Consider the following 15,223-nt stretch of genomic DNA (forward strand, 5'->3'; position numbering starts at 1 on the left):
CATTAATTTAGTTTGATGGTATGTAAACCGGTTACAAACAGATGATAACGACTTAGTAAGGTGAATTCGCAATGAATCATCGTAAGATAATGGGTGGTACTGGATTTTTTAGTCAAATATCAGTAAAATATGTAAGGCTATGTTTTTTTACGGTGGGACGGTACCACCGTGCACGTTGAATATACAGGTTATGATGAAAGGAATTTTTAATGAATAAGACAGAACTAACCGCCGCGGTCAATACCCGGCGTACCTTTGCGATTATTTCTCACCCGGATGCCGGGAAAACGACCATTACGGAACAGATGTTATTGTTTGGTGGTGTCGTTCGTCAGGCCGGTACGGTCAAAGCCCGTAAAAGCGGTAACTTTGCTAAGTCTGACTGGATGGAAATCGAAAAGAAGCGGGGCATCTCAGTGACGAGTTCCGTGATGCAATTCGATTATGATGGTAAACGGATCAACATCTTAGATACCCCCGGACATGAGGATTTCTCTGAAGATACTTACCGGACGTTGATGGCGGTCGATTCCGCAGTCATGGTCATTGACTCGGCTAAGGGGATCGAACCCCAGACGAAGAAGTTGTTCCAGATTTGTAAGATGCGGGGCATTCCGATCTTTACGTTCATGAACAAGTTGGACCGTGATGGACGTGAACCATTGGATCTGCTGAACGAAGTCGAAGAAGTCTTAGGGATTGAGACGTATCCAATGAACTGGCCAATGGGCATGGGTAAGGGACTGAAGGGCTTATATGATCGTTATAATCATCGTGTTGAGCTTTACCATAATGAAGCCCATGGTGAAACGTTCTTACCATTAGATGATAATGGCGAACTTGATCCTAGCAATGAATTAACGAAGGATAGTATTTATCGTGATACGTTGGATGAAGTCGAATTGATCAATGAAGCCGGTAATGACTTTGACGAAGCTAAGGTCATGGCCGGAGATATGACACCGGTCTTCTTCGGTTCAGCCCTGACTAATTTTGGGGTCGAAACGTTCTTGAAGACTTATCTCCAGTATGCGCCTAAACCAGCGGCTCATAAGACGCGCGATGATCAAGTGATTCAACCAACTGATGATGAATTTGCCGGTTTTGTCTTCAAGATTCAAGCGAACATGAACCCAAATCACCGTGATCGGATCGCCTTTGTCCGTATCTGTTCTGGCGAGTTTGACCGGGGGATGGACGTGGTCTTGCAGCGAACTGGCAAGAAGATGCGCTTAAACAACTCTACGCAATTCATGGCCGATACCCGTGAAACGGTGGAAACAGCCGTGGCCGGTGATATTGTCGGTCTTTATGATACGGGTAACTTCCAAATTGGAGATACGATTTACGCGGGCAAGAATGCGGTTCAATTCGAAAAATTGCCACAATTTACACCAGAATTGTTCATGCGGGTCACGGCCAAGAACGTCATGAAACAAAAGTCTTTCCATAAAGGGATCGAACAACTGGTTCAAGAAGGGGCCGTGCAATTGTACACGTCGTATTCAACCGGTGACTACATTCTCGGGGCGGTCGGTCAATTGCAATTTGAAGTCTTCAAATTCCGGATGCAAAATGAATATAATTCGGAAGTTGTCATGGAACCAATGGGTAGCAAGACGGCTCGCTGGATTGATCCTGAACAATTGGACGAAAAGATGTCCAGTTCACGGAACTTATTAGTCAAGGATCGCTACGGTGCACCGCTCTTCTTATTCGAGAATGCCTTTGCGGAACGCTGGTTTGCGGATAAGTACCCAGATGTGAAGTTGACGTCGAAGCTGTAGGATCTAGCTAATGCTGCCGGATTTGAGTCAATCGTGATAAGTCACTTTTGGCGCACGTTTTGACAATATTGATAGAAAAATCGTCTCGATTTCTTGAGACGTTATGATCTGAATTAGTCCTTGTCAAGCTGACAGATGAAATAATATAATTTTGTGCTTCACTAAACGGCCTTATTCCAGTATTCTGCTGGGGTAAGGTCGTTTTTTGCTGATGAACGGTCTAGGTTGTTGAATATAGTAGATGCCTTCCGCAACTAATTGCGCTTAGAGCCGGCCTGGTTTCAAGTTGGAACTAACGGAACGGTATCGACGCTTCATTTGATTGTGTTTTAATACAAAGCTGTTATCAACACATGAGACGTTTGTGCCAGTTACTGTTTGGGATAAATCATGATTAAAACGTGCCAGTTAGTTGAATTACTATTCGTCAGCACGTGTGCATCCTAATCCGACCTCCGGGGCTGGGTGCCAATTGCTGGAACGCAGCCGACGTCGATTTGAGCTAACGCCCAACCCGCGTCATCTCAAATACGAGTCTTATTCTAAGCCGGAAGTAACCCACTTCCAGCTAAGAATAATTTGGCTACTGAGCATTGTCACCCAGCCCCTCCGGTCTAAAAGCCTGTGAGGGACCACGGGTTGAAGCCGAGCATTGGCTGGCCAACGGATTAATGTGGTCTTGGCATTAGTCCGTTGGCGTAGCAAGCACAGGCTTCAGTGGCACAGAGCACGTTTCGGTAAGCCGCTCGAATGGCAGATAAACGGCCACTTAACTTGGTACAATTGCTCGTGGTATATTCTGATATTGGAACTTCAATTAAACACTAAGTTATCATTGACTATTTTTAATACTAGTATCGTAATTTAGAATCAGACAAACTATCACAATAGCATTATCAGTCTGACAGTTGAATGACAAAATTACTGATCGTGAAAAGCAACGACTAGTTCATCAAAAATGGGTACATTTATGTCTGCCATTCGAATACTATCCCGACTGGAAGGCGTTTCGGCCAATGCTCAGCATTTCAAGAGTGTGAGGTCCAACCGGGTTGGGTTGAGGATTAGCCTAGCGATGTTGCTAAGCGGGTGGTCTTCCCCGATTGGCAATATTGTGTAGCTAACCGCAGACCCAGGTTGGCCCGAACACGTTTCGACAATATGGCATGCCTATAGAAGACCAGTATTTAAGACGTGGGTTTCGGCTTAAATCTGTGTCCACCGCGTTCCAGCAATTGGCAGAAATGCCTGGAAGTCGGCGTAGGACGCAGTTAATTAGGCAGGTTTACGCTAACTCGAATTGTTTCCAGCGGGCCCAAACTGGCTGCTTTTGACCTTAACTGTTTGGCACGTTTTAATCATGATTCATGACAGATTAATTAGCACAACGCGTGGGCCACTGATCATTACTCACAAGTGGCTGTCATATGTACTCGGATGTGACCATGCCGGCGTAAATTCACCGTGTAAACCAACATTGTAGCTCTGCTAACTTATTAGAATTACGATACAATCGACCTGCAACTCATATTGTGTAGGGGGCGATGAGAGTGAGATTAAGAGGGCGCTGGTTATTGGGACTATTATTAGGGATGGGGTTATGGGGTGAAATAACGGTTCAAGCGGCGACTGACATGGTTCGTTGGCCGGTGGTACAAAGCTTGACCCCTCGTAATTGTGAACTTAAAGCTAAACAAACCCGACTATATCAACTAAATTATGCAACCATGCAAGTTACACCACGCGGGATTGCCCGGACTACTAAAAAATGGCAACGAACTGGGCAAGTGATGCTAACCCAAAACGGTCGGCTAGTGACTTACTGGCAAGTACATCAGCTGCGTTCTAATCAATCCGGTTGGGTCATTGCCGCCAATGTTCAAGTAACTGGGACGCGTGCTAATGATATTGTCACGCCTAAGCGACAACCAATGCATCCAGTGACTCAGTATCAACAAGTAGCTGCGGTAACTAAAACGGTAACTAAAACTAGCTACTTGTCACTGAAAGGTGCGGGGCGTTATACCACCAACCGGATTTTATTCCACCCAACGGCTGCGTACGTGGCAACGCAGGGAATGCAAAGCCGACCAGACAAGTTGATGCAAAGTGGCGGCTACCGCGACCATTATCATTTTAAAACGGCGCTATATTTGCCTCAACAACTGGGAAGTCGGACGTTAAATGACCCTCAGAGTGCGACCTTTTCAGCTGATAACCGCTACTTGTACGTTATGTACGTCAATGATCAGCAAGTTGCGGGTGCCGACCAGACTGGCTGGGTCGTACGCTATGATTGGCAACGGTTGATGGCTTTAGGTGCGGGGCAATCAGGTAAGATGGCGATGTTAAGAGTTGCAGCGGCCCACCAATTTGATGGGACCATGACAGCCTTTGACCGGCGGGTATTGGCTGCCATTGAAGTGGGACCGGAATTTACGGCTGGGCATGTGCAATCCTTGGCTCTGAATCCCAAAACGAACGAACTTTGGTTTATTGCATCTACGGCAAGTAATCAGTTAGCAAGCGTTGCCCGATTAAATCCGCAGTCCTTAACGCCGGATCTTAAGATTGCTTTCGCAACGGGTAGCGGGCGCCTAGGTGACGAACTAACTTTTGATCGCGCCGGTCGGGCCTATTACTGGACCCATGCGAGCCAGTTGCGCAATGGAAAAGTTAATCTTTATCGGGGGACTATTAGTCCGTCGACCGGTGTGCACTTTGAACAAGTGTCACAAGGACTGGCTAATAATCCCGGCTTTTTTGCACAGTCGATGGGCTATAACGAGGTAACGGGCCGCCTATATCTCGTTGCTGATGAGAGCATTACGTCTATTCCGGCGGCTCAATTGGGTCATTTGACGGCTAGTCAGGTCGGCGAGGCTAATTTTGCTGGTGATCGTGAATTTGAAGGGTTAGTCTTCATGCATCGTAAAGATGTGGGCTTCTTGCTGACGAATCGTGGGATTGAAATGATGCGGATTGTCGTTGATAAGTAGCCGTTTAAGCATATAAAATCGCCATCATCTAGACATAGTGAAACTAGATGGTGGCGATTTTTAAGTTGGTTTAAAATAGCGAGAAGACTACTGGGAAAAATATTAATGCCCGTGAATCTTAAGCAAAGGGTGGGTCTAATTTAGTTAAGTAGCGACCAGGCAAGTAACCTTGGTCCTGAAGTCGATACCAGACAACCCCATTATCATCAGCCATTCGTTCAATAAGATTGACGGTGTCGCCATGGCTCACAGTCGTTAAGTAACGACCATACGGTTCAATGTAGGTATGGACCTGTTTGCCAGGGACAAAGCTGACGACGCCAGTCTGCCGCACTGGGCGTTGATTTTGGACGCGATAGCCGGCTGGTAGTTTGAGCAATAAATTATCGCCCGTGGTTAACTGCAGATGGGTCTCCGGAATCCACTGGTCATCACCAATCGAATACCAAGTTTCATGGGTAACTAGGCGCACTCGCATGTACGTTTTGTAAGTGCTGCCGGGTTGGAGCTTAGTCAAATAGTTGGTCGTGGTCGCCCCAGGATAAGGGTAGACCGCAGTCAACTGATTGATTTGGATAAAACCAGTACTAAGGTCCGTTTGCTGCCAGTTTTGATTACGGTAGAAGAAGAGCACTGTCTTTGAGGTGGTCGTGTATTCACCGGTGACGTCCCCAACGGATCGGAGCAGTTTAAAGCCAGCAACAGTTGGCGCGGTGACTTCGTAAGGGGTTCCTAATTGCCCCCGGTACATTGTCGGCCGACCAATCAGCTCGCGTCGGTCAATATCGTAGGCGTACATCCAGATCGGTTGGCCGGCTTGACGTTCGTAAGTTAACGTAATGCTAGCTTGCGGCGTTGTAAACCAGCGGGTCAGTCCTTCAATATGGACGAGGTGATAACCAGCGATATTAACAGCTGGTAAGTGAATTTCTTCACCGATAGTTCCAGCAATCATATCGGCAGCCTGTAATTCGTTACCGTCTTGGTCAAGGTGATGGACAAGAATTAGCGCTTCCGTTTGGTTAACAGCGGGAGTCGCAGTATCTTGAGCGGTAATCGCCCGTGGCGTGGCGGTTGTTTCGTCAACGACTTCTGTGCTATTTAAGGCTTGTAGCATATTTTTGAGCCGATCGAGAAATGACACGTGACCACTCCTTTCATTAATAAATTAATTATCACTAGTATAACGCATTCACGACGGTTCTGGCACGTCTTAAATAAAATGTAAAATACCGACTTGATAAGACGTGTATACTGATATTTAATTACAGGGGGCGTTAACGGATGAACTTGAAACAATTACAATATTTTTTGGCAGTCGCCGAAGAAGGACAAATGACGGCCGCTGCTAAGCGATTACATGTTGCACAGCCACCGTTGAGTTATCAGATCAAGCAACTAGAACTGGAACTGGGGGTCACGCTCTTTAATCGGTTGCCACAAGGTGTGACGGTCACCGAGGCTGGCAAATTATTGGTGGGATATGCCCAACAACTTACCCAACTATCGGCGACGGCAGAAAATAAGGTGCGTGCCTTGGCGCATGGCATTACGGGGACGATTAATCTGGGTACGGTGTCATCGTCGGCAGGAGTGATACCCAATCCAGCATTATTAAAGTGGTTGGCCCAACATCCAGATGTGCAACTAGCCATTACAGAAGGCAATACGTATGAATTGTTAGATGATTTGCATAAGCGGTTACTGGACGCGGCGGTGTTACGAACGCCGTTTAACGCGCAGCATTTAGTCTGTCGTTATTTTCCAGCAGAACGAATGGCGGCGGTTATCCCTAAACGATATACTCAGTTTGAAAAACGGCGGCAATTACGATTAAGTGACCTCGCAACGTTACCATTGATCAAATACCGGCGTTTTAATGAATTATTTCACGTCGCTTTTCTGGAAGCTGCGGTTACGCCAACCTACATTATGACTTGCGATGATGCCCGAACGGCGATGCACTGGGCGAGCCATCAGGTAGGCGTTGCCCTTGTTCCCCGTTCATTAGCAGAGACGTATGACGGTGGTGATGTCTTGATTCGTTCATTGGCCGACCATCGTTTTGAGACGCGGCTTGCCTTGACGACTACGACTGAAGCGTTGGCGACACCGTTAGTAGCGGGCTTGATGGCTCAATTTAAGCAGGCGCAACCGCTAGACAAGTTTAATTAATTTGCCATCTAAAAATTTAATCACAGTAAAAAGACGAATACCCGATTTGACGGGATTGTTAACGCTTGCGCTGGCGATTAATTGTTAGATCACTTGAATGTTGAATTGTCGCTAAGGCCTTTCACATCAGTCAGTAGCGTACCTTCATTGAATAATTAGATGTGGTCACCATTAAATGGTACACTAACAGTTGAAACTTAAAGGGTGAAGGTGAATAAAATGATTTATTCGTTAGGGCTGATGCTCGGTGTTGGGGTAATTGCCGGGATTTTTGGGGCCATTTTAGGTATCGGTGGTGGTATGATCGTTACGCCGATTCTGACACTGGGTCTGGGACTAGATATCAAGTATGCGATTGGGGCCAGTATTATTGCCGTGATTGCAACGAGTTCCGGTTCCACGATTGCTTATTTACGTGATGAGATGTTGAACTTACGGGTTGCCATGTTTCTTGAAATTGCGACCACGGTTGGTGCCGTCCTCGGTGCGGTACTGACTGGGGTGCTGAACGCGACTTTCTTATATTTCTTATTTGGTGCGCTACTAGTGTTTACCACGTACAATATGATTCGCAAGTTAATGAGTAAGAACGGTGAATTACCGTCAGTCAAAGACGATAAGTTAGCGACGCAGCTGAATTTGAATGGGACTTATTACGATAAGGCGCTCAACAAGCAAGTTGATTATCAGGTTGAAAACGTGCCGGGTGGCTTTTCCATGATGTTCGGAGCCGGCTTTGCCAGTGGTTTGCTCGGAATCGGGAGTGGTGCTTTCAAGGTACTCGCTATGGATACGATCATGCATATGCCGCTTAAACCATCATCAGCGACTTCTAACCTGATGATGGGTGTTACGGCAGCAGCGAGCGCGATGGTCTACTTCTTTAATGGCTCGATCAAGCCCGGAATCGCGGCACCGTTGGCAATCGGGATTATCGTCGGTGCCTTGATTGGCTCACGGATCATGACGCGACTCAAGCCCCGGTTGATTCGGATGATTTTTGTGCCTGTGATGCTCTATCTGGGGATTCAAATGATTGCTAAGGGATTCGGGGTGACGATCTAATGGATAATCAAAAACCAACTAAAGCCCAAGAGATGCATGCCGTTGAAATGATGATTGGTTATATTTTAAGAATTGGTGTCATCGTGTCAGCGATTGTGATCATTATTGGGATGCTTCTGATGTTAATTGAAGGCAATGGCGGCTACGCGAATGGTATGGAACCCCACACGGTTGCTGATATTCTAGCCGGTATTGTGGCGCTTAAACCGTATGCCGTGATTATGTTAGGTCTATTTCTATTGATTTTAACGCCAACATTGCGGGTCGCCGTTTCGATTTACGCTTTTGCAGTAGAAAAAGATCAGCTATATGTTTGGATTACGACGGTCGTTCTGGTTATTTTAATTGTAGCGTCAGTAATTGGCTATTTAGGTAATTAAACCTAGAATTAAGCGTTTGAAAGTGTCCCGATGATTTGAGCTTGCCGCAGGTCGATGTCAGATTGACCGTTGTTAATAAACGGGAAAGCATTCAAAAGCTGTTGCAATAATAATTGGGGGGCCATTGGGCTAACGTCATGGATGTGCTGACAATTGTTAGCGGTTGACGATCACGTTATTATAATTAGTAAAGTCATTTAAATAATAAGAGAATGCTGATAAAAAATCAGCATTCTTTTTTTATTGACGTGCTTTTAGCTGTTTTGACTAACCCTAAAAAGTCTAATTATCGTCAAAATTGGATTGATTTGAATTATTTATTAAGAAAAATTGCCGATTGTGTTCACTTGATAATTGAACATTTATATGGGACTATAAACGTTGATAAACATGTGTTTTAAGTGATGCTTGATAAAGCAGATAATATCGATTAACCAGAATAATTAAGACAATTATGACGAAATAATGATAAAAATTAGAGTTTGGGATTGATTTTAATTTATTTATAATATACAATTACTTTAACTTTTCGAGGGAAAAGCACACACAGACTATTTTAAAGTTAGGGGTTGGGTTATATGAATTTCAAAACAGCTGCAAAAGTAACCGTCGTTGCCGGCGCATCCGTACTATTCTTAGCTGCTTGTGGCTCAAGCAAGAGTTCTTCAAGTTCTAAGCAAACGGCCAATTGGACCGAATCAGCGGAATTACCAACAATGGACATTTCTAAGTCCACCGACGTGGTTAGTTCGAACGCGTTGAATAACACCAATGAAGGGTTATACCGTCTCGGTAAGAACGGTAAGGTTACACCCGGAATTGCAAAATCCACTAAAGTTACTAATGGTGGGAAGACATATACGTTCACTTTACGGAAGAACGCAAAATGGAGTAACGGGGATAAAGTTACCGCTAAAGATTTCGTTTATGGTTGGCAACGAACCGTTAATCCTAAGACTGCGTCACAATACGCATACTTATATTCAGGGATTAAGAACGCCGACGACATCGTCAATGGTAAGAAGCCCGTTTCAAGCTTAGGGATTAAAGCCGATGGCGATTACAAGTTGACGGTCACGTTGGACAAGCCAATTGCTTACTTTGACAAACTGATGGGCTTCATCAACTTCTTCCCACAAAATGAAAAAGTGGTTAAGAAGTATGGCTCTAAATATGGGACGAGCAGCAAGGCCATGGTTTATAACGGCCCTTACAAGATGACTGGTTGGACGGGGACAAACCTTTCTTGGACCTTGAAGAAGAACAATGATTACTGGGATAAGAAAGCTGTCAAGATGGATAGCATCAAGTACCAAGTTGTCAAGGATGCTTCGACTGGCTTGAACTTGTTTAACTCTAATAAGGTTGATTACACAACCCTTTCGAGTGAACAAGTCAAGAACTATAAGAATGATAAGAACTACTTAGTTCGGAAGACGGCCTCGACTTTCTATATTGAATTTAACCGTAAGGACAGCGATGCGACATTGGCGAAGGCTTTCAAGAATCAAAAAATTCGTCAAGCCTTGTCATTGGCTATCAACCGGAAGTCATATGTAAACAATACCTTGGGCAACGGTTCAACCGTTTCTAAAGGGTATGTTTCTGAAGACTTAGCTAAGAACCCAACGACTGGTAAGGACTTTACGACCGATGCCGCTGTTCCTTCTGCAGTCGACTACGACTTAACGAAAGCTAAGAAGTTGTGGAAAGAAGGAATGAAAGAAATTGGCGAAACAAAGCTGAATGTTAAGCTACTTTCTGACGATACTGATGGTGGTAAGAAGACGACTGAATTTATTCAAGGTGCTTGGGAGAAATTGCCTGGTCTGACTGTTACTAACCAGAACGTGCCATTCAAGACCCGTCTCCAACGGTCACAAAATGGTAACTTCGATACAGTGGTCTCTGCCTGGAACGCTGACTTCACTGATCCAATTTCCTTCTTGTCACTCTTCACGTCTGACAACTCATACAACAATGGGAAGTACGACAGTGCCGCTTACGACGCTGCTGTGAAGAAAGCTGAAGGGGCCGATGCCAACAACAAGACGGCTCGCTGGGCTGACATGGTCGCTGCCGAAAAGCAATTGATGAATGATCAAGGGGTCATCCCAATTTATCAACAAGCTTCAGCAACGTTGACACGAAGTGATCTGAAGGGCATCATCTACAACACTGCGGGCTCTAACTACAACTTCAAGTACATGTCCGTTAAATAATGATGTAAATCCACAAAAAAGTGTGTGTGCTTTAACTGAATGAATGTGAAGCAAAGGGGTAAGGATTGACACATTGTTAATCCTTACCATTTTGTTTTATAATGAGGGATGTCATTATTTTTTAAGTTGATTTTAATAGAATGCGAGGAATTCTCATGAGAAAGTATCTTTTAAAGCGGATATTTTACTTGTTCCTGACATTATTCATTGTGGCGACTGCCACGTTCTTCTTGATGAAGTTAATGCCCGGAACACCGCTGCAAAATGAAGCTAAATTGACGCCTAGTGAAAAGGCATCGATTTTAGCCCAATATGGGTTGGATAAGCCCGTATGGTTGCAATACTTCATTTATATTGGCGGAATCTTCAAAGGGAGCTTAGGTTTATCCTTCCAGTTCTCTGATCAAGCCGTTAGCTATTTAATTGGTAGCCGGATGGGACCATCCATGCAATTAGGTGGTCAAGCCATGGTTGTTGGGATCATCTTTGGGATAATCCTTGGGGCCGTTGGGGCCATCAGAAAAGATACTTGGGCTGACCGCTTAGCAACGATTTTATCGATTCTAGGAATTGCGGTACCAAGTTTCGTATTGGCAATCTTGCTTCAATACTACCTTGGTTTGAAAGCCGGTTGGTTCCCAGTTGCTGGTTGGGAAGGCTTTGCTTACACGATCTTACCAACGTTAGCTTTGGCCGCCAGTCCGTTGGCCGAGACGGCGCGGTTTATCCGAACCGACATGGTCGACGTGCTAAGTTCGGATTATATTGAACTAGCTAAGGCGAAGGGGCTTTCTAAGTTCGGCATTGTTTACCATCATGCGTTACGGAATAGTCTGATTCCAATGGTTACTTTGATTGGGCCACTAGCTGCCGCACTGATGACGGGTTCAATGGTTGTTGAAAACATCTTCTCAGTACCTGGGATTGGGGAACAATTCGTTAAATCAATTCTGGTTAACGACTACCCAACGATCATGGGTGTGACGATTTTCTATTCAGCACTCCTTTGCTTACTATTATTGTTGACCGATATTGTCTACGGAATTATTGATCCGCGGATTCGTTTAAATGGAAATGGGGACTAGTTAATGGCAGAAAATCCAAGCAGTATTGATATTAAGCCCGGCGACTTCGAGCCGTTAGACAAGCAAGCGGGTCCTGACAATGAACGGATCGCAGCGCCTTCATTGACGTTCGGCCAAGATGTCTGGCGGCGGTTGAAATCAAATAAGACTGCCTTTGTCAGCTTTATCGTGTTAGTATTCTTGTTCTTAGTGGCGTTTGGTGGCCGCGCAGTCTATCACGTTGATCCTAACGCACAATCACCACGGTACGCGAACTTACCACCGAAGATTCCGGGTGTTAGCATCCACGGTTTGAATGGTCATTTGACCCAATCTGGTAAGGATGTCGATGCGTACGCGGCAGCTGGTGCCAAGTCGGACGTGCATTATCTTCTTGGGACTGATTATCTCGGCCGGGATTTACTTGCACGGATCATGTATGGGACCCGGATCTCACTTGAAATTGCGCTGATTGCTACGTTGATTGACCTGACGATTGGGGTCGGATTCGGGATACTCTCCGGTTGGAAAGGTGGGCGCGTCGATTTGTTCATGCAACGTGTGATCGAAATCCTCTCGTCCATTCCACAATTAGTTATCATGGTGTTAATGGCTACTGCCTTTACAAAGACTGGGATGGCCTCGATCATTGCAGCCATCGCAATCACTGGTTGGACGACGATGGCGCGGCTGACCCGGGCACAGACCTTGCAGTTGAAAAACCAAGACTTTATTTTGGCCGCACGGACACTCGGTGAGTCGCCCGTCAAAATCGCTTGGAAACACTTGTTACCAAACCTTTCAAGTGTCATTATTATTCAAACGATGTTCACAATTCCGAGCGCGATCTTCTTCGAAGCGTTCTTGAGTTATATCGGGATTGGGATCAGTTCACCACAAGCTTCATTGGGGACGTTGATCTCTGATGGGCAGAAGAACTTCCAATTCTTGCCATATCAGATGTGGTACCCGGCTATCGTGCTGATTATCTTGATGCTCGCCTTTAACTTATTAGGTGACGGGATGCGCGATGCGTTTGATCCAAAGTCGAAACGTTAGGAGGACGGCAGCACTATGGAAAAACCAGAAAATGTGATTGAAGTTCGCAATTTGGAAATTAATTTCCATACCTATGCGGGCGAAGTTAAAGCCATCCGTGACGTTAGCTTTGATTTGCGTAAGGGTGAAACCTTGGCAATTGTTGGTGAATCAGGCTCTGGTAAGTCAGTGACGACCCGTTCACTGATGGGCTTGTTAGCACCCAATGCTGAAATTAAACGTGGGAGTATCATGTTCCACGGTGAAGATATTATTAAAAAGTCCGAAAAAGACATGCAACACATTCGTGGTAAGGATATTGCCATGATTTTCCAAGATCCGATGACTTCGTTGGACCCAACGATGCGGATTGGGATGCAGATTGCGGAACCTTTGATGAAGCATAAAGGGTTAAAGAAAAAAGAAGCAATCGCCCAAGCGTTGGAAATGCTGAAGCTGGTTGGGATTACTAATCCTGAAGGCCGCATTAATGATTATCCGTACCAATTCTCAGGTGGGATGCGGCAACGGATCGTGATCGCGATTGCGTTAGTATGTTATCCAGAAGTTCTGATTGCCGATGAACCAACTACGGCCCTGGATGTCACGATTCAAGCCCAAATTTTAGACTTGATGAAGGATTTACAAAATCGAATTGATACGTCGATTATTTTCATTACCCATGATTTAGGGGTCGTCGCCGGTATGGCTGACCGAGTCGCCGTTATGTATGCCGGTAAGATCGTGGAATACGGAACGGTCGATGAGATCTTCTTCAATCCACAACATCCATACACGTGGGGGCTATTAAATTCGATGCCGACCTTAGATACTGAAAGTGGATCATTGTCAGCGATTCCAGGGACGCCACCAGACTTATTGGAACCCCCAGTTGGCGATGCCTTTGCAGCGCGGAGTGATTACGCAATGAAGATTGATACCGAAAAGGAACCACCGTTCTTTAAGGTATCAGATACGCATTATGCAGCAACTTGGTTACTGCATCCAGATGCACCTAAAGTCACGCCACCGGCTGAGATTGTCCGACGGCAACAAAAGTTTGCGGCCATGCAAAAACCGCAAGCGCCAATTTCAGATCCTGCAGTAAAGGAGTAAGTAGACATGCCTGATGAACGTAAGAAAATTTTAGAAGTACGCCATTTAAAGCAATACTTTAATGTTGGCAAACGTGATGAAGTTCGGGCCGTTGATGACGTCTCCTTTGACATCTATGAAGGTGAAACATTCGGTTTAGTTGGTGAATCTGGTTCCGGGAAGACCACGACTGGTCGCTCCATCATCCACTTATACGAACCAACTGATGGTGAAATTATTTTTGACGGCAAGGACGTTTCTAAATTGCACACTAAGAAGGAACGCCATGAATTCCGGCGGGAAATCCAAATGATTTTCCAAGATCCATACGCCTCACTGAATCCGCGGATGAAAGTTAAGGATATTGTTGCTGAAGGCATCGATATTCATGGTTTAGCCAAGGACGATGCTGACCGAACGAAACAAGTAGAAGACTTGCTTGAAACCGTTGGGCTCAATAAGGATCATTCTAGCCGGTATCCACATGAATTCTCTGGTGGGCAGCGGCAACGAATCGGGATTGCCCGGGCGTTAGCCGTGGAACCTAAATTTATCATTGCTGACGAACCGATTTCAGCGCTGGACGTTTCGATTCAAGCGCAAGTTGTCAACTTAATGAAGGAACTTCAAGTTAAGCAGAATTTGACGTACCTATTTATTGCCCATGACTTGTCGATGGTCAAGTATATTAGTGACCGCATCGGCGTCATGCATTACGGTAAGATTCTTGAGATTGGTCCAGCTGATGAAGTCTATAATCATCCGCTGCATAAATACACCGAGAGTTTGATCTCAGCAGTGCCGGTCCCTGATCCGGAATTTGAACGTAATCGTAAGCAGGTGCCTTATGACGAAACGACCGAGCACGACGGCAAGAAACGTCGAATGGTTGAAATTGCTCCGGGACACTTTGTACGAGCTAGTGAGGAAGAGATTCCAGTCTATACGAAGCGGGCAGTTGAGGCCGGCTTAATCACAGAATTTTCTGAATAGTGGTTAGTAAAACAGACATCGAGTGCGAATGCTCGACGTCTGTTTTGTTATTCAGTAAAATGTTTGAATCGACTGTCTTGATAAGTTAATTGATTGATAACTATTATAATTAACTCATGTTAACTGGATATATAAAATTAATATATATAAAATATTCGTAATGAATGACGATTGAAATACTGATGGCATAAGGATGGTGAACGCTCCTTGATTAGATAAACTGTGACCCGTAGTCAAAGTTATTTGTGTAAAGCGTGTAATTATGCAATAATAATAACGTTAATAAAGTTTATTAACAAATATAACTATTCATCTTAATAATTGATTCGCACCATTTTTAAAAAAATATTGCGAGTAAAACGGTGATCTCATTGAGGTTATCTAGGATGCGGTTAGCAACAAGCA

Annotated in this window: 11 protein-coding genes; 10 read left to right on the top strand and 1 reads right to left on the bottom strand. The window is 45.0% G+C overall.

Annotation, left to right across the window (positions count from 1 at the left end):
- Positions 1-209: 209 nt before the first annotated feature.
- Positions 210-1,787, top strand: a complete 1,578-nt coding sequence (locus tag LP667_RS05080; RefSeq protein WP_033610088.1) for a peptide chain release factor 3 — start codon at positions 210-212, stop codon at positions 1,785-1,787.
- A 1,544-nt stretch (positions 1,788-3,331) separates the two neighbouring features.
- Positions 3,332-4,786 (top strand): hypothetical protein, encoded by a 1,455-nt coding sequence (locus tag LP667_RS05085; protein WP_033609602.1) that lies wholly within the window; start codon positions 3,332-3,334, stop codon positions 4,784-4,786.
- Between the two features lie 118 nt (positions 4,787-4,904).
- On the opposite strand, the gene LP667_RS05090 is transcribed toward LP667_RS05085, so the two are convergent.
- Positions 4,905-5,930, bottom strand: coding sequence for a MucBP domain-containing protein (locus LP667_RS05090; RefSeq protein ID WP_021732358.1), 1,026 nt, complete (start codon positions 5,928-5,930; stop codon positions 4,905-4,907).
- A 140-nt stretch (positions 5,931-6,070) separates the two neighbouring features.
- On the opposite strand from LP667_RS05090, the gene LP667_RS05095 reads away from it, so the two are divergent.
- The 8 genes from LP667_RS05095 (at position 6,071) to LP667_RS05130 (ending at position 14,818) form a co-directional block, all read left to right on the top strand.
- Positions 6,071-6,961 (top strand): LysR family transcriptional regulator, encoded by an 891-nt coding sequence (locus LP667_RS05095; RefSeq protein ID WP_021732357.1) that lies wholly within the window; start codon positions 6,071-6,073, stop codon positions 6,959-6,961.
- Positions 6,962-7,180: 219 nt separating this feature from the next.
- On the top strand, positions 7,181-8,026 hold the full coding sequence (locus LP667_RS05100) for a sulfite exporter TauE/SafE family protein (RefSeq protein ID WP_003644203.1): 846 nt from the start codon (positions 7,181-7,183) through the stop codon (positions 8,024-8,026).
- The gene (locus LP667_RS05105) at positions 8,026-8,406 is read left to right on the top strand and encodes a DUF1634 domain-containing protein (protein WP_021732356.1); all 381 of its coding nucleotides are present in this window, start codon (positions 8,026-8,028) and stop codon (positions 8,404-8,406) included. The genes LP667_RS05100 and LP667_RS05105 overlap by 1 nt, the downstream gene beginning before the upstream one ends.
- 578 nt (positions 8,407-8,984) lie before the next feature.
- The gene (locus LP667_RS05110) at positions 8,985-10,628 is read left to right on the top strand and encodes a peptide ABC transporter substrate-binding protein (RefSeq protein ID WP_021732354.1); all 1,644 of its coding nucleotides are present in this window, start codon (positions 8,985-8,987) and stop codon (positions 10,626-10,628) included.
- A 155-nt stretch (positions 10,629-10,783) separates the two neighbouring features.
- Entirely contained in the window at positions 10,784-11,713 is a 930-nt protein-coding gene (gene opp3b / locus LP667_RS05115; protein WP_021732352.1) for an oligopeptide ABC transporter permease, read from the top strand.
- Between the two features lie 3 nt (positions 11,714-11,716).
- A complete protein-coding gene (locus LP667_RS05120; protein WP_021732351.1) occupies positions 11,717-12,751 on the top strand; it encodes an ABC transporter permease in 1,035 nt (344 codons plus the stop codon).
- A 15-nt stretch (positions 12,752-12,766) separates the two neighbouring features.
- On the top strand, positions 12,767-13,846 hold the full coding sequence (locus tag LP667_RS05125; protein WP_021732350.1) for an ABC transporter ATP-binding protein: 1,080 nt from the start codon (positions 12,767-12,769) through the stop codon (positions 13,844-13,846).
- 6 nt (positions 13,847-13,852) lie between these two features.
- Positions 13,853-14,818 (top strand): ABC transporter ATP-binding protein, encoded by a 966-nt coding sequence (locus tag LP667_RS05130; protein ID WP_021732349.1) that lies wholly within the window; start codon positions 13,853-13,855, stop codon positions 14,816-14,818.
- Positions 14,819-15,223 lie beyond the last annotated feature (405 nt).

It is taken from the genome of Lactiplantibacillus paraplantarum (assembly GCF_003641145.1).
In the GTDB taxonomy this organism is placed as follows: domain Bacteria; phylum Bacillota; class Bacilli; order Lactobacillales; family Lactobacillaceae; genus Lactiplantibacillus; species Lactiplantibacillus paraplantarum.

Excerpts from the sequence above, each read along its gene's own strand:
- LP667_RS05080 (WP_033610088.1), top strand. The coding sequence starts at position 210 with ATGAATAAGACAGAACTAACCGCCGCGGTCAATACCCGGCGTACCTTT.
- LP667_RS05095 (WP_021732357.1), top strand. The coding sequence starts at position 6,071 with ATGAACTTGAAACAATTACAATATTTTTTGGCAGTCGCCGAAGAAGGA.
- LP667_RS05125 (WP_021732350.1), top strand. The coding sequence starts at position 12,767 with ATGGAAAAACCAGAAAATGTGATTGAAGTTCGCAATTTGGAAATTAAT.
- LP667_RS05105 (WP_021732356.1), top strand. The coding sequence starts at position 8,026 with ATGGATAATCAAAAACCAACTAAAGCCCAAGAGATGCATGCCGTTGAA.
- LP667_RS05120 (WP_021732351.1), top strand. The coding sequence starts at position 11,717 with ATGGCAGAAAATCCAAGCAGTATTGATATTAAGCCCGGCGACTTCGAG.
- LP667_RS05110 (WP_021732354.1), top strand. The coding sequence starts at position 8,985 with ATGAATTTCAAAACAGCTGCAAAAGTAACCGTCGTTGCCGGCGCATCC.
- LP667_RS05100 (WP_003644203.1), top strand. The coding sequence starts at position 7,181 with ATGATTTATTCGTTAGGGCTGATGCTCGGTGTTGGGGTAATTGCCGGG.
- LP667_RS05130 (WP_021732349.1), top strand. The coding sequence starts at position 13,853 with ATGCCTGATGAACGTAAGAAAATTTTAGAAGTACGCCATTTAAAGCAA.
- LP667_RS05085 (WP_033609602.1), top strand. The coding sequence starts at position 3,332 with ATGAGAGTGAGATTAAGAGGGCGCTGGTTATTGGGACTATTATTAGGG.
- opp3b (WP_021732352.1), top strand. The coding sequence starts at position 10,784 with ATGAGAAAGTATCTTTTAAAGCGGATATTTTACTTGTTCCTGACATTA.